The sequence below is a fragment of the Burkholderia sp. AU45251 genome, assembly GCF_030482905.1.
Classification (GTDB): domain Bacteria; phylum Pseudomonadota; class Gammaproteobacteria; order Burkholderiales; family Burkholderiaceae; genus Burkholderia; species Burkholderia aenigmatica.
In genome coordinates, this window is sequence record NZ_JAUJQH010000023.1 from 1 (window position 1) to 19,762 (window position 19,762).

General features: G+C 67.9%; 19 protein-coding genes and 1 pseudogene. 10 read left to right on the plus strand and 10 right to left on the minus strand.

Features of this window, described 5'->3' with window-relative positions:
* The 3 genes and pseudogenes from QZM67_RS31040 to QZM67_RS31050 form a co-directional block, all read left to right on the plus strand.
* A pseudogene (locus QZM67_RS31040) lies at nt 1-1,144 on the plus strand (DUF802 domain-containing protein); the annotation flags it as partial.
* A gap of 3 nt (nt 1,145-1,147) precedes the next feature.
* Nucleotides 1,148-1,792, plus strand: coding sequence for an OmpA family protein (locus QZM67_RS31045; RefSeq protein ID WP_301809126.1), 645 nt, complete (start codon nt 1,148-1,150; stop codon nt 1,790-1,792).
* Complete coding sequence (locus tag QZM67_RS31050) at nt 1,789-2,394, plus strand: DUF2894 domain-containing protein (RefSeq protein ID WP_175026426.1); 606 nt, start codon at nt 1,789-1,791, stop codon at nt 2,392-2,394. Before QZM67_RS31045 ends, QZM67_RS31050 begins: the two co-directional genes overlap by 4 nt.
* Here the strand turns inward: QZM67_RS31050 and QZM67_RS31055 are convergent.
* Nucleotides 2,391-2,741, minus strand: a complete 351-nt coding sequence (locus QZM67_RS31055; RefSeq protein ID WP_301809331.1) for a DM13 domain-containing protein — start codon at nt 2,739-2,741, stop codon at nt 2,391-2,393. The genes QZM67_RS31050 and QZM67_RS31055 overlap by 4 nt on opposite strands.
* Nucleotides 2,742-2,981: 240 nt before the next feature.
* On the opposite strand from QZM67_RS31055, the gene QZM67_RS31060 reads away from it, so the two are divergent.
* Complete coding sequence (locus tag QZM67_RS31060) at nt 2,982-3,287, plus strand: DUF4148 domain-containing protein (RefSeq protein WP_301809128.1); 306 nt, start codon at nt 2,982-2,984, stop codon at nt 3,285-3,287.
* 79 nt (nt 3,288-3,366) lie between these two features.
* On the opposite strand, the gene QZM67_RS31065 is transcribed toward QZM67_RS31060, so the two are convergent.
* Nucleotides 3,367-3,939: an NADPH-dependent FMN reductase gene (locus QZM67_RS31065; protein ID WP_301809129.1), complete on the minus strand. Its 573-nt coding sequence runs from the start codon at nt 3,937-3,939 to the stop codon at nt 3,367-3,369.
* Between the two features lie 286 nt (nt 3,940-4,225).
* Between QZM67_RS31065 and QZM67_RS31070 the strand changes: the two genes are divergently transcribed.
* A complete protein-coding gene (locus QZM67_RS31070; protein ID WP_175026422.1) occupies nt 4,226-4,915 on the plus strand; it encodes a hypothetical protein in 690 nt (229 codons plus the stop codon).
* A gap of 27 nt (nt 4,916-4,942) precedes the next feature.
* Here QZM67_RS31070 and QZM67_RS31075 read toward each other — a convergent pair whose 3' ends face one another.
* Nucleotides 4,943-5,524, minus strand: coding sequence for a histone acetyltransferase (locus QZM67_RS31075; RefSeq protein ID WP_301809132.1), 582 nt, complete (start codon nt 5,522-5,524; stop codon nt 4,943-4,945).
* 1,015 nt (nt 5,525-6,539) lie between these two features.
* On the opposite strand from QZM67_RS31075, the gene QZM67_RS31080 reads away from it, so the two are divergent.
* Nucleotides 6,540-7,130, plus strand: coding sequence for a hypothetical protein (locus QZM67_RS31080; RefSeq protein WP_301809134.1), 591 nt, complete (start codon nt 6,540-6,542; stop codon nt 7,128-7,130).
* Between the two features lie 398 nt (nt 7,131-7,528).
* Nucleotides 7,529-8,761 (plus strand): CmlA/FloR family chloramphenicol efflux MFS transporter, encoded by a 1,233-nt coding sequence (cml, locus tag QZM67_RS31085; protein ID WP_301809334.1) that lies wholly within the window; start codon nt 7,529-7,531, stop codon nt 8,759-8,761.
* Between the two features lie 78 nt (nt 8,762-8,839).
* On the opposite strand, the gene QZM67_RS31090 is transcribed toward cml, so the two are convergent.
* The 3 genes from QZM67_RS31090 to QZM67_RS31100 form a co-directional block, all read right to left on the minus strand.
* Nucleotides 8,840-9,337, minus strand: coding sequence for an N-acetyltransferase (locus QZM67_RS31090; RefSeq protein WP_301809135.1), 498 nt, complete (start codon nt 9,335-9,337; stop codon nt 8,840-8,842).
* A 138-nt stretch (nt 9,338-9,475) separates the two neighbouring features.
* Entirely contained in the window at nt 9,476-10,759 is a 1,284-nt protein-coding gene (locus QZM67_RS31095) for an isoprenylcysteine carboxylmethyltransferase family protein (RefSeq protein ID WP_301809137.1), read from the minus strand.
* 120 nt (nt 10,760-10,879) lie between these two features.
* Complete coding sequence (locus QZM67_RS31100) at nt 10,880-13,105, minus strand: collagen-like triple helix repeat-containing protein (protein ID WP_301809139.1); 2,226 nt, start codon at nt 13,103-13,105, stop codon at nt 10,880-10,882.
* A gap of 356 nt (nt 13,106-13,461) precedes the next feature.
* Between QZM67_RS31100 and QZM67_RS31105 the strand changes: the two genes are divergently transcribed.
* Nucleotides 13,462-13,860, plus strand: a complete 399-nt coding sequence (locus tag QZM67_RS31105) for a carboxymuconolactone decarboxylase family protein (RefSeq protein ID WP_043178187.1) — start codon at nt 13,462-13,464, stop codon at nt 13,858-13,860.
* A gap of 57 nt (nt 13,861-13,917) precedes the next feature.
* Here QZM67_RS31105 and QZM67_RS31110 read toward each other — a convergent pair whose 3' ends face one another.
* Genes QZM67_RS31110 through QZM67_RS31120 form a run of 3 tightly spaced genes read right to left on the minus strand, consistent with a single transcriptional unit; the run spans nt 13,918 to nt 17,382 of the window.
* On the minus strand, nt 13,918-14,901 hold the full coding sequence (locus tag QZM67_RS31110; protein WP_043178185.1) for an alpha/beta fold hydrolase: 984 nt from the start codon (nt 14,899-14,901) through the stop codon (nt 13,918-13,920).
* Nucleotides 14,902-14,908: 7 nt separating this feature from the next.
* Complete coding sequence (locus QZM67_RS31115; RefSeq protein ID WP_301809141.1) at nt 14,909-16,483, minus strand: NAD(P)/FAD-dependent oxidoreductase; 1,575 nt, start codon at nt 16,481-16,483, stop codon at nt 14,909-14,911.
* Nucleotides 16,480-17,382 carry an SDR family oxidoreductase gene (locus QZM67_RS31120; RefSeq protein WP_301809143.1) on the minus strand — a complete coding sequence of 301 codons (903 nt, stop codon included), beginning with the start codon at nt 17,380-17,382 and terminating at the stop codon, nt 16,480-16,482. Before QZM67_RS31120 ends, QZM67_RS31115 begins: the two co-directional genes overlap by 4 nt.
* A 103-nt stretch (nt 17,383-17,485) precedes the next feature.
* On the opposite strand from QZM67_RS31120, the gene QZM67_RS31125 reads away from it, so the two are divergent.
* Both QZM67_RS31125 and QZM67_RS31130 read left to right on the plus strand, forming a co-directional pair.
* Nucleotides 17,486-18,127: a TetR/AcrR family transcriptional regulator gene (locus QZM67_RS31125; protein WP_301809146.1), complete on the plus strand. Its 642-nt coding sequence runs from the start codon at nt 17,486-17,488 to the stop codon at nt 18,125-18,127.
* A 94-nt stretch (nt 18,128-18,221) separates the two neighbouring features.
* On the plus strand, nt 18,222-18,659 hold the full coding sequence (locus QZM67_RS31130; RefSeq protein ID WP_230624125.1) for a hypothetical protein: 438 nt from the start codon (nt 18,222-18,224) through the stop codon (nt 18,657-18,659).
* 130 nt (nt 18,660-18,789) lie between these two features.
* Here the strand turns inward: QZM67_RS31130 and QZM67_RS31135 are convergent, their stop codons facing one another.
* Complete coding sequence (locus tag QZM67_RS31135) at nt 18,790-19,731, minus strand: LysR family transcriptional regulator (protein ID WP_301809147.1); 942 nt, start codon at nt 19,729-19,731, stop codon at nt 18,790-18,792.
* Nucleotides 19,732-19,762: the final 31 nt, after the last annotated feature.

Here is a 19,762-nt window from a genome sequence, read left to right on the forward strand (position 1 = left end):
CGCGGGCCGTCAGCAGGAAATCTGCGACGCACTCGCACACACGACGCGTGACCTCACGGCACAGGCGTCGACCTTCGAACAACGCTCGAACGATCTGCTGTCGACGATTCGCGAGTCGCACACGGGCTTGCAGACGCAACTGGCTGCGCGCGACGAAGAGCGCCTGTCGGCATGGAACGATTCGCTGGCCGCGATGGCCACGAAGCTCGGCGACGAATGGCAGCGCGCGGGCGTGCACAGCGCGGGCCGTCAGCAGGAAATCTGCGATGCACTCGCGCAAACGACGCGCGACCTGACCGCGCAGGCATCGACCTTCGAGCAGCGCTCGAACGACCTGCTGTCGACGATCCGCGAGTCGCATACGGGCCTGCAGACGCAACTGGCCGCGCGCGACGAACAACGCCTGTCCGCGTGGAACGACTCGCTCGCCGCGATGGCCGCCGCGCTACGCGACGAATGGGCGAACACGAGCGCGCAGGCCGCGACGCGCCAGCAGGACATCTGCGACACGCTGGCCCGCACCGCGAACGACATCACCGCGCAGGCGCAGGTGCATGCGAGCGACACGATCAACGAGATCGCGCGCCTCGTGCAGGCTGCGTCGGAGGCGCCGAAGGCCGCGGCCGACGTCGTCGCCGAACTGCGCCAGCGCCTGTCCGACAGCCTCACGCACGACACCGCGATGCTCGAGGAACGCAGCCGCCTGCTCGCGACGCTCGAAACGCTGCTCGGCGCGGTCAACCACGCGTCGACCGAACAGCGCACCGCGATCGATGCGCTCGTCAGCACGTCGGCCGATCTGCTCGACCGCGTCGGTGCGCGCTTCAACGACACCGTCGATGCCGAAACGCGCAAGCTCGACTCGGTGGCCGCACAGGTTACGGCGGGCGCCGTCGAGGTCGCGAGCCTCGGCGACGCGTTCGGGATGGCCGTACAGGTATTCGGCGAGTCGAACGACAAGCTGCTGACCCATCTGCAACGCATCGAGGCCGCGCTCGAGAAATCGCTTTCGCGCAGCGACGAGCAGCTCGAGTACTACGTCGCGCAGGCGCGCGAGGTGATCGACCTGAGCATGATGTCGCAGAAGCAGATCGTCGAAGACCTGCAGCAGCTCGCCGGCCGGCGGGCGAGCGTCGGAGCGTAACGCATGCACGACGAAATCGACGACGGCGCGCCCGCCGCGCCGGTGTGGCCCGCGTTCGCCGACCTGATGTCGGTGCTGCTCGGCGCGTTCGTGCTGATCCTCGTCGGCGTGATCGGCATGCAGTTGCAGCTCACGTCGAAGCTCGAGGAAGCCGTGCGCGCGCGCCAGCAGGAAGCGCAGCAGCGCAAGTCGCTCGAGCAGGCGCTCGCCGGGCCGCTCGCGGCCGGCCGCGTGACGCTCGTCAACGGTCGCATCGGCATCAGCGGCAACGTGCTGTTCGCATTGAACTCCGACCAGTTGCAGCCCGCGGGCCGTGACCTGCTGAAGACGCTGGCCGCGCCGCTGGGCGCGTACCTGAAGACGCGCGACGAGATCCTGATGATCAGCGGCTTCGCCGACGACCAGCAGGTGCACGCCGGCAACCGCCAGTTCGCGGACAACTGGGAGCTGTCGGCCAAGCGGGCATTGACGGTCACGCGTGAGCTGATCGACGCCGGCGTGCCGGCGTCGTCGGTGTTCGCGGCCGCGTTCGGCTCCGAACAGCCGGTCAGCTCGAATGCGGACGATGAAGGCCGCGCGAAGAATCGTCGCGTGGAGATTGCGCCGGTGCCGCGCAAGTCGGCTTCGAACGGAGGGAAGGCGCAGTGACCGGCGACGCGACGCACGTCCGCGCGACGCTCGACGCATGGCGCGAGCAGGGCGCCGACCGGCTCGATCCGGTGCGCTTTCACCGGATCGACGCGCTCGAACGGCGCGCGGCCGCGCTCGACGGCGACGCGCGTGCGTTGCTCGACGCACGGCTGGCGACGCTGCTCGACGCTTTCGCGGAGGTTGTAGCGCACGCTGGTGAAGCGGCAGCCGTGAGCGACGCAACAGGTGCGCCCGCGCGCGGCGCGCTTGCGGAACTCGTCGAGCGGCTTGCGCGCGATGCGCAGGCCGACCGGCGCGGGCTCGATCCCGAGCTGGTCGACTACTTCCGCACGATGTGGTCGAAAGTCCGCACGGAACAGCAGTATCGCCAGTCGCTCGACCAGGTGCCGCGTAACGCGGGTCCGCTCAATTCGAACAGCCTCGTGCACCGGTCGCTCGCGACGATGCGCGAGTTGTCGCCGGCCTATCTGCAGCAGTTCCTGTCGTATGTCGACGCGCTCGCATGGCTCGAGGATCTTGCCGGCGGCGGCGCACAGCCCGAGAAGGAAGCGCCGCGCGCGAAGGCGGTGAAGAAGGTTGCGCGGAGCAAGAGCCGCTAGCGCGCGGCGGCGGTCGGGGCCCGTTGCATCGGCACCCGGCATGACGTCGTCGCGTTCCGATACCGAGCCACGCGGATGAACGTCGAAAAGCGCGCGCACCAGATCACGACCGACGTGTATTGCGCGGGGTTCACGTCGGCGGGCAGCGGCACGACGAAATTGCCGAATGCCCTCAGGTCGCGTTCGAGACAGCCGGTATGACGTGCATTTTCGGCGGCCACTTGCAGTTCGACGGCGGTTGCGCCTTCCGATGCCGTCAGGACCGGAAGGACATAGATGCCGACGGTGAATGCCACGAGCGCGGTCGCGAGATGCGACGCGATCGGTATCCAGATTCGGTTTTTCATATCGAACCCCAAGCGCGAGAACAGAGGGTGGCGCATCGCCACAACCCTGTAGTCGCGCGGGCCGGCACAATCTGACGCCCGGCCGACATTCATTGGCGCAGGCCGTATCCATAGGGCAGGGCACCCGGCAGCCACGTGGCGACACGATGCGGAAAAATTTCTGCCGGCGCGTGTCATCTTTGCGCTCGCGGGTCGACTCACTCTCCGTCGACAACGTCGTCGACGCTCAGGAGAGATCAGATGAACAAGCTAGCCCTGTATGTTCTCGCGATGGTTGCCGCGACCGCTTCCGTTTCCGCATGGGCCGCGCAGGCGTCCACCGTGACGCGCGCGGAGGTCACGGCCGAGCTGGCCGCTGTGCGCGCGGCCGGCTACCGTCAGACTGGCGAAGACCCGCACTATCCGGCGCGCCTCGCGGAAGCGGTGATGAAGATCGGCTCGACCGGCCCGTCGACGGCCGATACGAGTGGATACGGGACGATGTCGCCGGCCGCGGGCGAGTCGGGCTCGATTGCCCGCGAACTGCCGATCTATCGTGGACGATGAGCCGGGCCGGACATGATGCCTATCGACAGGCATCATGTCCGATTATTCTGGACTGCGATGTGTTTTGGGATGCGTGACGTCAGCGTGATGGCTCGTCTTCCACAATTGCCGCACGCAGCGCATGCAACGCATCAGCCAGCGCCGACGCGAACGGCGGATGCGCGGCGATGCCCGTCGCGTCGAGCTGGCTCCCGAGGATCGGCAGCGTGATCGACGCGGGTTCGACGATGCGTGCCGACATCACCGACAGCGTTTCCCGCAGCGCTGCGTCCGCATGCGTCGCGCGCGGCGACGCATTCAGCACGGCGACCGGTTTGTACACGACGGCCTCGCATCCCACGATCCAGTCCAGCGCGTTTTTCATCACACCCGTTACGCCGTGCGCGTACTCCGGGCTGGCAATCAGCAGGCCGTCGGCGGCATTCACGCGGTCGATCAGGTCGCGCACCGCGGCGGGCGACGGATATTCTGCGTCGGGATTGAACAGCGGAAATTCGCCGAGACGATCGAAGCGCACGATGCGCATGCCGCGCGGCGCGACTATCGCGGCCGCATCGAGCAGCGCGGCGTTGTACGACTGGGCGCGGAGGCTGCCGCACAGTGCGACGATGTCGAGGCGGCGGGTGGCGTCGGTTCGGGGATCGGTGGTCATCGATGGGCGTGTCGGTTGGCGCGTGGCGCAGCGGTGAGCGTCGCGCGGATTATCGCACCGGCGTTCAGGTAGCGTTGTGCGCGAGCGCAGGCGCTACAATCGCCAGGATCGATCCTGCACGCGTGAGAGGGCGGATGCCTGGAAACGAAATAAGACAACCGAGGGCTGGCATGAACCCGTGTTCCGGAATGACTGCCGCAGTGCTGTCCGCTGCAATCAGGGGCGAGCGCGCGGCGAGGTCTCACGCTGTCGCCCTGCCGTTGAACGGCAAGCGACGGTGAAGCCGATGCCGTTCCGCAAATACATCGACCATATCGACCTGCCGCCGACGGTAGCCGCAGCGATTCCGGCGGAAAGCTACCTGACCGCATACGATCGTCCCGGTACCGCGACACTGGTCATCTGGGTCATCGATCCGTCGCTCAACCGCCAGCGCGAACGCGAGTATTCGCATGCGACCGGCGCATTCCTGACCGTCGCCGAGCGCCACGCGCTGTGTCCGCCGAACCGGACGTTCGTGATGCCGGACGGGCGCGTGACCGTCCACGTCGGTTATCGCTTCGATCACGATACGGATGTCTGCAGCGAGACCTATGCGGCATTCGACAACGCAACGTCAGCCTTGCTCGTGCAGAGCGAGCAGATGTGTTTCTCGCCCGCGATGAGCGATCCGGAAGACGTCGTGCGCGATGCGCTGCGCAAGACCGAGTTCCCGCGCACCTACGCCGGCTGGATCGTGCCGGAGCGAATCGGCTACTGGGTCGGCGTGCTGTATCGGCAGCGCCGTCAGGCTGGTGAATCGGGCACGCACGAGGATGCGGCGTTCACGGCCGCGCTGGTCGCGCAGATGAAGCGTGTCGATCCGAACATCGAATGGCTGCTTCCGTCGGTGCTCGCCGGGCTCGCCCGGATGGAGATGACGGACGAGCACGTATTGCGTGCGGCGTTCAGCGAACGAACCGGCATCGCGATCTAACCGCAGCCGTGCCCGGCGCGCGGACGCTCACATGCAGACGGCGCCAGCCATCCCCGCCACGCGCGCGAATTCCCCGATTTCCCACCCGTTGCCGAGCATCAGCCGCCGCGTATGCAGCGCGCCATGCACGTCGTCGGCAACGGTTTCGCCGAGATAACGGAGCGCACGCCCGTCGATATCGACGAAGCCGTGCCGGTAATCGTGCGCGAGCGCCGTCCATAAATGCGCGGCGCCGACCGACTGGCGCGCGCCGCTGATCAGGCACAGGCCCGCGTCGAGCCCCCAGCGATACAGCGTCGTCGCAAGCCCCTTGCGTTGCGCGGACCCGCGCAGCCGCGTATGCGGCGCGCGCAGGTAGCGGTCGGCGCGGCGCGGGATTTCGGGCAGGCGGTTGAACACCGTATAGCCGGCGAGCTGGCGCGCGGCCGGGTCTTCGACATACAGGAAGTATTCGCCGTCCGCCTCGCGGTGGCGGACGATCAGGCCGGAGCGGCCGAGCGCGACGGCCGGCAGGCCGTGCAGGCGGTGGCCCGGCTGGTGCAGGCGTGCGTAGAGCGCGTTGAGTTCATCGTCGATGTCGTGCTGGGAATGCTGTACGTCGATGCGCATGGCAAAGGTCGCCCGTCCCGGGCGGTCCGAGAAAGTGGTTCATCGCAAATGGGGAAAGGAATGGCTGCGGCCCCCGGGCTCGGCGAAGCGAGCCGGGGCCGCGAATCAGCTGGGGATGTGCTGGAAACCGGCGGCGATCGCGGCGAGGCCCGCGATGCAGAGTGCGAACAGGATCAGGACTTTGTGGATCACGTCTCTCTCCTCATGAATGCGCGGCGCCGAAGGGCGGCATCGCGGAGACGGTGAGCGGCGGGCGCGGCCCGCGCGGCCGTCGAGCGTGACGACGGTCGTAGGTCCGGGCGACAAGCGCGCGGACGGTCTGCACCATACGCGACAGGCACGGAGCGGGCAATCGGACTGGCGGAGAAACGCGACGAAACGCGGGGGAATCGGGTGTTTCGCGACGATTGGTCGCAACGGCGGATGCCGATGCGTCCGCGCGAACAGCGCGTGCGTTGCGACCTCGCGCGCGTGTTGCGGTGACACGTTCACGACGTGATTGGCGGGATGCCGATCGTGAGGCTGCCGCGCGTATCGAGTTATCTCAAATGTAAGGCCTGTTTTTAGCAATCGCTTCCGATCGTTAAAGAACGGTGGGAAATAACGCAGGTTTTTTGGGCGGTACTTGGCGCTGATACGTCGAAAAATGAGGAATACCGATCAGGAAAATCGATGGTGGCGCATTTCCGAGTGCCGCGACTTTATCAATTCCTGACACTGTGCCGACACATGTTTCGATATATTTCGACGCGAGAGAATCATTAAATTCGCGACGGCCTGAGTGAAGAAAACGCGGGGAAATCCGGACCGGTCGATTCCGGCGTTGTCACCTTTTCATCACGGGTTATGGCGTTCCAAACGTATTCGCCTGGTGCGTAAAGGCGCGCCCGTCGCACCTTGAACAAGAACCCGTATCGCCTGGTATTCAGCCGCGCATGACGCCGGGCAGTCGACAGAAAACCGATCACGAGGGAGATGTTTTGTTAGTGATATTGATCAATAGAGAGAGTGGAAGATGAAAAACAATATTATTCTGGCGATCCTGGCGGGTTCTACCGTCTTGTTGTCGGCATGCGGTGGGGGCGGTGACGGCGGCGGGAGCAACGCGACGAGTAGCGACAGCGCGACGGGAACCCCTTCGCCGACCGCACCGGACCCTCAGCCTGTCACGTTCAAGTGTCCGGACGGCTACAAGTCGATCCAGCTCACCAAGAGTGCCGTTGCGAATGCGACGATGACGCTGGTCACCGACGACGGCATCGCGACGTTGACCTTCAAGACCCCGCCGGATGGCGTGGTTCGCGACGGATTGATTTGCCTGGGCAAACCGGATCCGGTGCCTGCAGGCGTGAACGCGGACTTTGTCTACGAGATCAAGTCCTACGGTGGGTTCGACAACATGTACAACCGTACGCTGACCCTGAACTTCACGTCGAACATCATTCCCAATCCGAGCCCGGCGGTCATCGAGATGGCCGACATCTCGGGCGGGACCGTCACCTACAAGCCGACCATCATGGAGTCGATCATTTCGACCCCGCCGAACTTCAGTCTGGCGGCGGCTGCAAACTTCACCGGCCTGTACGTTGTGCGTCTGAAGCATTAACGCCCGGCGACGCAAGCCGGGGCCGCGAATCCGCCGGGGATGGGGCGATTCGCGGCGAGGCCCGCCATGCAGCGGGCGAGCAAAGTCGGGACTTTGTGGATCACGTCCCGTTCCACCGGCATGCGCGGCGCCGTATCGCACGCGGCTTGTCAGCACGATACGCGAGCCGGCCGGATCGCAACCACCCGGCCGTACCGCACGGCTGGCACCCTTCTGTCGAACCGACTACACTGCACGGTCATCGCACGCCACAAGGATTCCTCCATGGGAGCCGGCCCGTCCACGGATCGCTAAGCCGCAACGACCATCGTCAACCGGTCGTTGCGGCGATCTCCCGTTGTCCCTCGCTGACCAGGCAGATCGCCGCCAGATTCCCTTTTCTGAGCGGATGCATTGTCATGCCTGAACAATCCACGCCCGTCTGGGCCCATTCGTTGCCGTCGGCGCTCCTGCTGATGGCGCCTTTCGATCTCCTCGCTTCGCTGGCGATGGACGTGTACCTGCCGGTGATCCCCGAGATGCCGTCCGCGCTCGGCACGTCGCCGGCCATCGTCCAGTTGACGTTGAGCGTCTACCTGGTCGTCCTCGGCCTGGGCCAGCTGATTTTCGGCCCGTTGTCGGACCGCGTCGGCAGACGGCCGGTGGTGCTGGGCGGCGCGCTGTGTTTCGCGGCGGCTTCCCTGGCGCTTGCGATTGCCGCCGGCGGTGGCCTGTTCGTCGCACTGCGCGTGCTGCAGGCGCTGGGTGCGTCGGCGGCCCTCGTCGCCACGTTCGCCACCGTTCGCGATGTCTATGCCGACCGCCCGGAAGGCCGCATCATCTACAGCCAGTTCGGCGCGATGCTGGCGTTCGTGCCCGCGCTGGGGCCGCTGCTCGGCGCGGCCATCGCGATGGCCAGCGGATGGCGCGCGATCTTCACGACGCTCGGCGTGCTGGGTGTGCTCGCGTGCGGTCGCGCGTGGCCACGCTGGCACGAAACGCGGCCGCGGACGGCGAACCCGCGGGGGCCGTCCGTCGTATCGATTCTCGGCAGCCGGCCCTTTCAGGTTCACACGCTCGCGTTTGCCGCCGCGATGGGGGCGTTCTTCGTGTTCTTCTCCACCGCGCCGCGCGTGCTGGTCGGCGGTGCCGGCTATTCCCGCGTGGCGTTCAGCGCGGCCTTTGCGACCGTCGCGATCGTGATGGTCATCGTGTCGCGCTTCGCCGGGACGTTCGTGTCGCGGTGGGGCGAGGCAGGCTGCATTGCGCGAGGGGCGCTTACGATGATGACGGGGGCGATCGTGCTGGCGGTCTGCACGGTCCTGACGAAGCCGTCGTTCGCGACGTTCGTGATGCCGATGTGGCTGGTGGCGGTCGGCATCGTGCTGATGTCGTCGGTGACGGCGAACGGCGCACTGCGCGATTTCGGCGATGCCGCCGGCAAGGCGGTCGCGCTCTACTACGCGGTGCAGAGCGTGATCGCCACCGGCGTGGGCACGTTCGCGACGCTGGTCTTCGACGGCGCGACCGCGTGGCCGCTGGCGGCCTCCTGCTTCGGCATGGGCCTCGCGAGCTTCGTCGCGATCAAGGGGCTGACGCGCGCGATCGGGCGTGAGCGTGACGGAAGCGCTCGCGGCGTCTCGTTCGACTGAGCACGCGAGCAGCAACGCGTGACTTCATCGGGCCGCCCGGCGCCTCGATGAAGTCGATGGCGCGCGCGGCCGGTGCGGTCAACCGGCCACCGCGCGCTCGTAGAGCGAAGCGATGTAGCCGCTGGGCAGTGGGCGAAGCGCGACGCGTTCGAAGCCGAGTGCCTCGTAATACGCACACAGCTTCGCGTTACGCGGATCGCAATCGAGTCGCAGACGCGTGCGCTGCTGCGCGCGGACCTGATCCGCACACCAGTCGATCGCGACGCGGCCGAGCCCGCGGCCGTGGAAGCCGTCCCGTACCGAGAGCCGGTGCAGATAACCGGCGACAGGCGCTTGCGGCCCCCAGTATTCTTCGTCTTCCCACGTCAGCACGAACATCGCGGCCGCGAGGCCGTCGTGCTCGACGATGTGAAGGCTGCCGTCGTCGAGCATCGGTCGAACATCCTGTTCGGTGCGTGTGCCGTGCCCCCATGCCGGGTCGTCGTGCGCGGACTTGAACGCGACGGCATCGGTCAGGATGCGTGCGGCAATCGCCGCATCATGGGTCGTGGCCTGCCGCACCGTGGTGACGTTCATCGTTCGCCTGTTGCTCCGTTCGCAAGAGAGCGCGCATTGTGCGCCGGAACCGGCGAAACGTCGATGTGCGAACAACGGACGGGAACACGAACGCAGACGGGGGCGGGGCGGTGTCAGGCCTCGCCTTGCGCCGCCGCATCAGGCCGGCGCGCGCTGCCCGAATGCCTGCCTGATCCGCGCGAACAACCCGTGTTGCGCGATCCATTCGGCATACGCGCGATAGTCGGGGTCGCGCATCAGGTGACGCTCTTCCGTCTTCGCCCGCGTGTAGTAGATCAGGTTGACCGCGACGAGCCCGGCGCAGTGCATGAGCCCGACCTGCCAGCCGAGCGGCTCGACGAACGGCACCGACACCATCCAGTACGACAGGTTCTTCGTGATGTACGCCGGATGTTTCGTGAAGCGGTACGGGCCCGACGTGATGATCCCGCGGTTGGTGAGGTTCGAGAAACGCAGGCCGAACGAGATCGTGCACAGCGCGTAGGTCAGCAGCAGCAGGATGATCGCCGTGCCCCAGATCACGCGCAGCGTCGGGGCCGACAGCAGCCAGTTGTCCCAGAACATCGAGCCTTCGTAGCGGATGTAGTTGTTCGAGAACAGCGACCAGAACGGCTGGTAGCACATCAGCGCGACCACCCAGCCGAGCGTCGTCGGCTCGACGGTGCGCACGTGGCTGTCGAGGAGGCGGAACGTGCACAGGTAGCCGACGGTGCCGAACATCAGGTCCATCGTGAACGACAGGTCGTACATGAACACGAAGGCCGCGAGCGTCATCGGCGCGTGCATCGCGTTCGCGAGCGACGCAGTGAGGTGATCGGCGTCTTTCGACAGGTAGACGGTCATCAGCGGCAGGAAGAACGCCTTCACGCCCCAGCCGGCCAGCATCTCGCGCACCGGCTTCCAGCTCGCGGGCTGCGCGCGTCGGAACAGGAGGCGCCCCCACAGCAGATACGCGTCGTCGGTCTCGCGCTGGTGGCGGTCCATCCACGCGAAGTAGAACGGCGCGGCGACGATCACGTATGGCGCGAGCGAGCGCAGCAGCGACCAGAACGGCAGGTAGAACGCGCCGTGGTATTCGGGCAGCAGCCAGTAGATCGCGCCGATGCCCGCATAGATCGACGCCAGTGCGCCGAGCCGCGTCGCGACGCGCGCGATGCCGAGCGGCCGGACGGCCTGCCGCGACAGGCCCGCGCTCGGGCGCAGATAGACGCGCGAGATGAAGATTTCGTGCAGCGCGATCGTGCCGATGATCGAGAGGCTGGCGATGACCGCGCGCGTGGCTGCATCGAGCGTGGGATGGTCGCGCGTGATCCACAGCGCGCAGAGCCCGGCGGCGATGCCAAGCAGGCCGGCGCGGAGGGGCGTGGCGGAACGGGGTGGGCGGTCCTGGGCCGCGGCAATGCCGTCGAGCGTGGAGTTCATGATCGGATCCTCGTACGGATGAGGGCCGGCGCCCCCGCTTGGCGGGTGACGCCGGCCATCGGCCGGGCTTGGTATGGATGCGCGCCCGGCCATTGGCCTGTGGTTCTGATAGGTAAAGCGTTACTTCTTGGTGCCGCCGCCCAGCAGACCGCCGACGAGGTTCGTCACCGGCGACAGCAGGTTGGCGGCGCCGCCCGCGGCACCACCGTTCGAGCCGCCGGTCAGGCCGCCCACCACGGTGCCGCCGCCAGCCGGCGTCGTGACCGTGCCGGCCGCGCCGGTCGGGCTGGCCGTGCCGGTGGCGCCCGCGGCGCCCGCCGGCGTCGTCAGTGCACCCGCCACCGTGCCGACCGGGCCGCTCGACAGCAGGCCGCCGAGCGTGCCCGTCACGTTGCCGCCCGGTGTCGTGACCGTGCCGGTGAGGCTGGCGCCGAGCGGCGTCAGCGAGTTGACGAGGTTGGTGACCGGCGCCAGCAGGCCGCCGACCCCCGAGCCACCGGTGCCACTCGTTCCGCCGGTGCCGCTCGAACCGAGGCCGCCAAGCGCACCCGTTACCGTGCCGAGCAGGTTCGTGACCGGGGCGAGCGGGCTGCCGCTCGTCCCGCTGGTGCCGCCGGTGCCGCTCGAGCTGCTGCCGCCGAGCGCGCCCGTCAGCGAGCCGAGCAGGCCCGTGACCGGCGCGAGCGGGTTGCTGCCGCTCGTGCCGCTGGTGCCGCCCGAACCGCTGCTGGAACTGCCCGTGGGGCTGTTCAAGAGGCCGCCGACGGACGTCACCGTGTTGCCGAGCTGGTTCACGGATCCGCCGAGACTCGTACCGGTCGGGTTGCCGGTTGCACCGCTGACCTGCGAGCCGACGAGGCCCAGGCCGCTGCCGAGCGTGCCCAGCAGGTTGCTGAGCGGCGCGCCGAGCTGGGTCACGCTGCCGAGCGTCTGCGTGGCGCCCGGCGTCGTGACGCCGCCCGTCAGCGCGTTCGTGATCGGATTGATCAGCGTGCCGACCTGCGTGCCGAGCTGCTGGACCGGTGCGCTGTTCAGCGCGGTGTTGAGGCCCGATGCGGTCGAGTTGACCGCGCCGCCGACCGTGTTGACGAGCCCGCCGACCAGTGTCGTCACCGGCGAGAGCGGGGCCAGCGGCCCCGAGCCGAGGCTCGTCACTGCGTTGCCGAGGTTGTTGACCGCGCCGCCGGCGCCGGTCAGCAGGCCGGTGGTCGACGTGAGCGTCGGTCCGAGCGGGTTGGCCGACACGCCGATCGAGCCGAGGCCGGCCGCGACGCCGTTGCCGAGCGACTGGACACCGTTGCCGAGGCTCGTGACCGCGTTGCCGACGCTGGTAGCCGTCGTCGGGTTCGTGCCGGGGATCTGCACGCCGCCGATCTGCGCGCCGCCGTTCGCGACGGTCGTGCCGAGTCCCGTCACGAGCGTGCCGGTTTGCTGGAGGACATTGCCGAGCGGGGTGACGCCGGTGCCGGAGGTGCCCGACGTGCCGGAAGTACCCGACGTGCCGGAAGTGCCCGACGTGCCCGACGTGCCCGACGTGCCCGACGTGCCCGACGTGCCCGACGTGCCGGAAGTGCCCGAAGTGCCCGAAGTGCCCGAAGTGCCCGACGTGCCCGACGTGCCGGAAGTGCCCGACGTGCCGGAAGTGCCCGACGTGCCGGAGGTGCCCGACGTGCCGGAAGTACCCGACGTACCGGAGGTGCCCGACGTGCCGGAAGTACCCGAGGTACCGGAAGTGCCCGACGTACCGGAGGTGCCCGAGGTGCCGGAAGTACCCGACGTACCGGAGGTGCCCGACGTGCCGGAAGTACCCGAGGTACCGGAGGTGCCCGACGTACCGGAGGTGCCCGAGGTACCGGAGGTGCCCGAGGTACCGGAAGTGCCCGACGTGCCCGAGGTACCGGAAGTGCCCGAGGTGCCGGAAGTACCCGAGGTACCGGAAGTGCCCGACGTGCCGGAAGTACCCGACGTACCGGAGGTGCCCGAGGTACCGGAAGTACCCGACGTGCCGGAAGTGCCCGACGTACCGGAAGTGCCCGAAGTGCCCGAAGTGCCCGAAGTGCCCGAAGTGCCCGACGTGCCGGAAGTGCCCGACGTGCCGGAAGTGCCCGACGTGCCGGAGGTGCCCGACGTGCCGGAAGTACCCGACGTACCGGAGCTACCCGACGTCCCGCCACCCGACGTCCCGCCACCCGACGTACCCGAAGTCCCCGAGCTGCCGCCCGTCCCTGACGTGCTCGGCTTGATCGTCGGCGGGGTCGTCGGTCCATCGACCGAGCCGCAACCATAGAGTGCGAGCAGCGACGAGACGGCCATCGTTACCGTCGTCTTCTTGAAGAATTTATGCATGTTGGCCTCGACATTGGAAGTGTGTCCAAGCCTCCACTGCAAATTCCGCGCCACGCCAGCTTTCCCGAAATGGTGTCGCGCTTTATTGCAGGAATCGGGGATATACGCGCGATTTAAACGGAGTAACGGTGCTTTCGCGCGACGGCTACGCACGGCATGCCGGCGCGGCGGTTGCGATGTTCCCGTCAGCCGCCGTAACGCGCGGCGCGATGTTACGTAGCGCTCGATATCGCGTGACGCGGCCAGCCTCGAACCGAGGGCCGCATCTTTGACGAAACGTGCCGGCCCGATGAACATGGCGCGACATCCCCGGCTGCCGGCGAAGCAGCCGCCACGACTCCAAACAGGACACGGACATGAGCGAACAGGACAGGGAATACGGCAAGGCGCGACGCATCGACGTGATGGGCGAGGCGTTCGTCGAGCGTGCGATGCACGACCTCGACGGATTTTCGCGCCCGCTGCAGAACTGGCTGAACGAGCACGCGTGGGGCAGCACGTGGCAGCGGGGCGGGATCGATCTGAAGACGCGCAGCCTGTGCACGTGCGCGATGCTGGCGGCGCTCGGCCGCAGCACGGAACTGAAGGGGCACATTCGCGGCGCGCTCAACAACGGCGCGAGCCTCGTCGAGATCCGCGAGGTATTGCTGCACAGCGCGCTGTACGCGGGCGCGCCGGCCGCGGTCGAGGCATTCCGCAGCGCGCGCGAGGTGATCGCGGATCTCGGGCTGTCGGTGCCCGACGACGAAGCCTGATTCCGCCGCAGCGCTGGCTGCGCGGCACGGAATCAGTCCCTGTCACGCGGTCGCGGCTTACGCGATGCGTGCCGTCGGTGCGGCCACCTCGGCCGGTGCAGCAGCGACTTCAAGCAGCCAGTCGGCGGTGGCCTCCGGAATCGTGACCGGCAACATGTGTCCGCCTTCGACGACCTTTAGCCGCACGCGCGCCGATTTCTTCGCGAGCGCTTCGCCGTGCTCGCGCCAGTTCAGGATCGGATCGGCGCGGCCGTACAGCACGTCGACCGGCAGCGCGAGGTCCGCGTAGCGGCGCACCATCGCGGGCAGGTCGACGGGTGCCGACAGCAGGTCGGTCGCGGTCGCGTAGAACACGTGCGGGCGCATCCCGAGCAGCCCGCCGCCCTTGACCGGGAAGTCGCGCGGCACGTCTTCCGGCGCGAACACCTGCGTGACGGCCTTGCGGCCGGTCAGGATCGTCAGCGGAATCGCGAAGGTCCACGACACGAAGCGGCGCACCAGCGGCGACGGCAGCATCAGCGGCTTGAACGGCGCAGGCGGCTCGGTCTGCTCGTGCGACAACGGCGCGATCAGCGCAAGTCGGCTCACGCGGTCCGCATGATTGAGGCCGACCGCGAGCGCGATGGCGCCGCCGAGCGAGTGGCCGACCAGCACCGGCTTGTCGAGCCGCAGCGCGTCGATGAACGCGGCGACCGTGCGGGCCTGCGCGAACACGTTCGCCTGCGAGCTTGCGCCGCGGATCGAGCGGCCGGCGCCCGGCCGGTCGATGAGGATCACGCGATGCTGCTGCGCGAGCCGCGCGAGCGGCAGGTACGCGAAATTGCGCAGTTGCCCCGCGAGCCCGTGGACGAACACGAGCGGCGGGCCGTTGCCGTATTCGACGTAGTGGATGCGGTCGCCGCCGATGTCGACGAAGCGGCCTTCGGGCGGAAACGCGCGCGTCACGCGACGGGCCACGTAAGCGGTAAACAGCGCGAGCGCGGCGAGCACCGCGACGACGCCGAACAGCACGTTCTGGATCAGATGGAGCGTATGGGTCATGTCGGCCTCAGCGGGTTTCGAGTGCGGGTTCGGCAACCGGCGTCGTGGCGGCCGGGCCGGCTTTCGCGCGGCGTTCGAACTGCATCGCCGAATCGGCGAGTCCGCTGAACTTCAGCGATGCGAGATCGAGCACGTAGTTCTGGTGGAACTTCCACGGCTTGCTGTGCCCCTGCTTCGGCAGGATGCCGGCCGCGCGCTGGATGTAGCCCGAGCTCAGGTTGACGGCCGGCACGTCGCCGAGGTCGCCGGTGCCGAGCCGCGGCACGCAGGTGTCGTAGCCGTTCGCGCGCATGTGGTTGAGCAGCCGGCACACATAGCGCGCGATCAGCTCGGCCTTCAGCGTCCACGATGCATTCGTGTAGCCGAACGACGACGCGAGGTTCGGCACGTCGCTGTACATCATCCCCTTGTACGACACGGTGTCCGGCAGGTCGACCGCGCGGCCGTCGACCGTGACGCGTGCACCGCCGAGCATCTTCACTTTCAGCCCGGTCGCGGTGACGATCACGTCCGCGTCGAGCTGCTGGCCGCTCTTCAGCTTGAGGCCGGTCGGCGTGAAGCGCTCGATCTCGTCGGTGACGATCGATGCGCGGCCCGAGCGGATCGACTTGAACAGGTCGCCGTTCGGCACCAGGCACACGCGCTGGTCCCACGGCATGTAGCGCGGCGTCAGGTGCTTCGCGACGTCGAAGCCGGGCCCGACCTGCTTGCTGGCCGCGCGGATGATGAATCGCTTCGTCCGGTCGGGCTTGCGGCGCGACACGTTGTACAGGTACATCGTCAGCAGCACGTTCTTCACGCGCACGAGCCGGTGTGCGAGCCGCGACGGCAGCACGCGGCGCAGCGCATTCGCGATCTTGTCGCGGGCGGGCAGCGACACGATGTAGGTCGGCGAGCGCTGCAGCATCGTCACGTGCTGCGCGTCGGCCGCCATCGACGGCACCAGCGTGACGGCCGTCGCGCCGCTGCCGATCACGACGACGCGCCGGTTCGCGTACGACAGGTCCTTCGGCCAGTGCTGCGGATGTACGAGCTTGCCTTCGAACGTGTCCATGCCGGCCCAGTCGGGCAGGTAGCCGGCGTCGTAGTCGTAGTAGCCGCTGCACATGAACAGGAAGCGGCAGGTGTAGACGAGCGTGTCGGTCGCGCTGTCGCGCGTGCGCTCGATGCGGATCGTCCAGCGCGCGCGGTTCGAGTCCCAGTCGGCCGCGACCACTTTCTGGCCGTAGCGGATCGTCTTGTCGATGCCGTACGCGCGCGCGGTGTCGCGGATGTAGTCGAGGATCGTCTGGCCGTCCGAGATCGCCTTGTCGCTGTGCCACGGGCGGAAGCTGTAGCCGAGCGTGAACATGTCGGAATCCGAACGGACGCCCGGATAGCGGAAAAGATCCCAGGTGCCGCCGATCGCGTCGCGCGCCTCGACGATTGCCACGCTCGCATACGGGCAGCGCTGCTTCAGGTGATACGCGGCGCCGATGCCGGACAGGCCGGCGCCGACGATCAGCACGTCGAGGTCGTAACTGTCGCCACGGGCGCCGGGGGCGGGCGGCGCGTCGCGCCGGTCGGTCGTCGTCGAGGTCATGCGGGATCCTTGGTCGGCGTGGTCGGGAGCGCAGCCGGGGCGTGCGCGCGTTCGAGGTTGCGGGCACGGGCGCGGCGCACGTGGCGCAGCATCAGCCATTGGTAGCCGGCGCCGAGCAGGCGCGCGATCCGGTCGAGCCGGCGCGCGTCGGCGCCGACGAGCACGCGGCGCGCATTGCGTTCGACGCCCGCGAGGATCTGCCGCGCGGCGTCGTCGGCCGTCGTCGCGTTGATCAGGCGGTTCGCCTGGCGGCGATGGGTCGCTTCGTCCTGCCCGGTCAGCGCATGGATGCTGGTATCGACGCGGCTCGCGTCGACGATGCTCGTCGCGACGCCGCCCGGATGCACGCAGGTCGCGCTCACGGGCGCGCCGTCGAGTTCGAGCTCCATCCGCAGCGCCTCGGTGAAGCCGCGCACGGCGAACTTGGTCGCGTTGTATGCGCTTTGCGTCGGCATCGCGACGAGCCCGAACAGGCTCGACGTGTTGACGACGTGACCGTCGCCCGACGCGCGCAGGTGCGGCAGGAACGCCTGTGTGCCGTGCACGACGCCCCAGAAGTTGATGCCGACGATCCATTCGAGATCGGCGACGCGCGCGGTCTCGGCGCTGGCGGCCAGCGACACGCCCGCATTGTTGAAGATCAGGTTGACCTTGCCGTGCTCGGCGCGCACGAAACCGGCCCACGCAAACACCGCATCGCGGTCGGACACGTCGAGCCGCCGCGTGCTCACGCGCACGCCGTGCTGCGCGCAGGCGGCCGCCGTGCCGGCGAGCCCGACGTCGTTGACGTCGCTCAGCGCGACTTCACAGCCGCGCCGCGCGAGCTCGACCGCGAGGCTGCGGCCCATGCCCGAACCGGCGCCCGTGATCGCGGCAACCTTGCCGGAAAACCTGTTCATCCGTCGCTCCTCCTGTTCCGCTTGCACTGCGCCGGCGGCACGTCTAATGTGGTGTTGGTCGTCACCACTTTAGTTTTCGGGTGTCCTGATGTCAAATAGCGGAATGGAGAAAGCACTCGAAACGGAAAAACGGGGCCGGTCGTATGGCGGCGTGGCGCCCGAGGTGCGGGCCGCGGAGCGGCGCGACGCGCTGATCCGCGCGGCGACGCGCGTGTTCGGCACGGTCGGGTTCCGCAAGGCGACCGTGCGGTCGATCTGCCAGGAAGCGAAGCTCAACGATCGCTATTTCTATGCGGCGTTCGACAGCACCGAGGATTTGCTGCGCCACACCTACCTGCATCACGCGCAGCAGTTGCACGAAGCGGTCGCGCGGGCGGTGGCCGCGCGCGGGGGCGATCTGCGCGAGAGCGTCGACGCGGGGCTCGCCGCGTTCTTCGCGTTCCTGCGCGATCCGTGCGCGGCGCGCGTGCTGCTGCTCGAGGTGATGGGCGTGAGCGCGGACACCGACATGACGTACCAGCGCATGCTGATCGATTTCGGCAAGCTGATCATGGCGATCGGCGTGTCGCGCGACGCGACGACGGCCGCGGAACGTACCGAGCAGCGGCTGATCGGGCTCGCGCTCGTCGGCGCGATGACGAACGTCGGCGCGGCGTGGCTGCTCACCGACTATCGCGATCCGGAGGCGCAGATGATCGCGAGTTGCCGGAAGGTGTTGCTGGGGACGTTGCGGGAGGCGGGGTAGATTCGCGGGAACGGGGCCGGTCGCCCGCGATCATGCACGGCCGATAATCAATAACAAGGAACCTATGCAAGTACGAAACCGATGGTTGCGCCGCATGACGTCGGCGGGGATGGCTGTTTCCGTCCTGGGGCTGACGGGCTGCGGCTGCTGGCCGTTCAGCGAGTCCACGACTTATGAAACCGTGTGGAAGTCGCAGACTTTCGCGGCGAAGTTCAAGAACCGGGACCAGGAAGGGGATCGATGCCGCGACGCGGTCTACACGCGACACCTCAATGAGGCCATTGCGGCCTGCAAGAGCGGGGAATATGAAAAGATCCGCAACGTCATTACCGGGGAGCCCGTGAAGCTCAGCCTGGCCAAGGCGACCTGCGAAGAGGCGCAGGACGAACTGGATCATGGCCTGCCCACCGCGCTCGACCAGCGGATCTTCAATCTGAAGCCGCTGCCCGACGAATACGAAGCGTGCATGGCCGACAGCGGATTCAAGCGCGAACAGGTCGAGAAGAAGGCGTGCTACGTCAAGTTCATGTGACGGGCTTGCCGTCTGGCGAGACTGGAGTCGGACCATGGCAGCGGCGAAGCGGAACTTGCCGTCATGGAGGTCGGATCATGCGACGCGTATGACGAGATGCTGCGTCGTCCCGCCGCGCCGTCTTCTTTGGCTAAGCAGGGCGTGAGCGCTTCGCCATTGGCGCCCCCGCCGTCTCCCCGATCCTCGCCTTCATCGCCTCGACAAACGCCCGCACCTTCGGCGACGGCAGCCGCGTCGACGGATACACCGCATGAATCCCGGCCGGCGCCGAGCGCCACGCCGGCAGCAGCCGCACGAGCCGGCCGGCCGCGACGTCGTCGGCGGTCGAGAAATCCGTCAGCAGCCCGAAGCCGCCGCCCGCGAGCACGATCGCGCGGCACGTGGTGGCGGTGTTCGACACGACCGGCGCGACGCAGCGCACCGACGCATTGCCGCCGTTCGCGTTTTCGAGTTCGATCGTATGCGGGCGCGGCAACGTCGACAGCATCACGAACGGCAGCGCGGCGAGCGCATCCGGATCGTGCGGCCGCCCGTGGCGCGCGACGAACGCGGGGCTCGCGACCAGCCATTTCTCGTACGTGCCGAGCTGCGCCGCGCGATAGTTCGAATCGGCGAGGCGGCCGATGCGGATCGCGACGTCGAGATTGTCGGCGACGAGATCGACCACGCGGTCGCTCGCGACGAGTTCGACGTCGAGCCCCGGATGCCGGTCGCGCAACGCGACGACGGCCGGCGCGACGACCAGCGCGCCGTAGTCGATCGGCACGCTCACGCGCAGCGTGCCGCGCAGCGGCCCCGCGTCGGACGACACCGCGTCGAGCGCACTCTCGGTGGCGCGCACGATGTCGCGGCACGCGTCGTAGAACGCGCGCCCCGCGTCGGTCACGCTCAGCCGCCGCGTCGTGCGTACCAGCAGGTTCGCGCCGACCTCGGATTCGAGGCGCTGCATGTGCGTGCTGACGACCGTCTTCGCCAGGCCGAGCCGCTCGGCCGCAGCCGTCAGCGAGCCGGCGTCGACTACCGCGACGAAGATCGCCAGCCGGTTCAGGTTCACGTCGCGCAGATCGGCCATCGTCGATTGTCCTATGGGAAGGGATAATGTT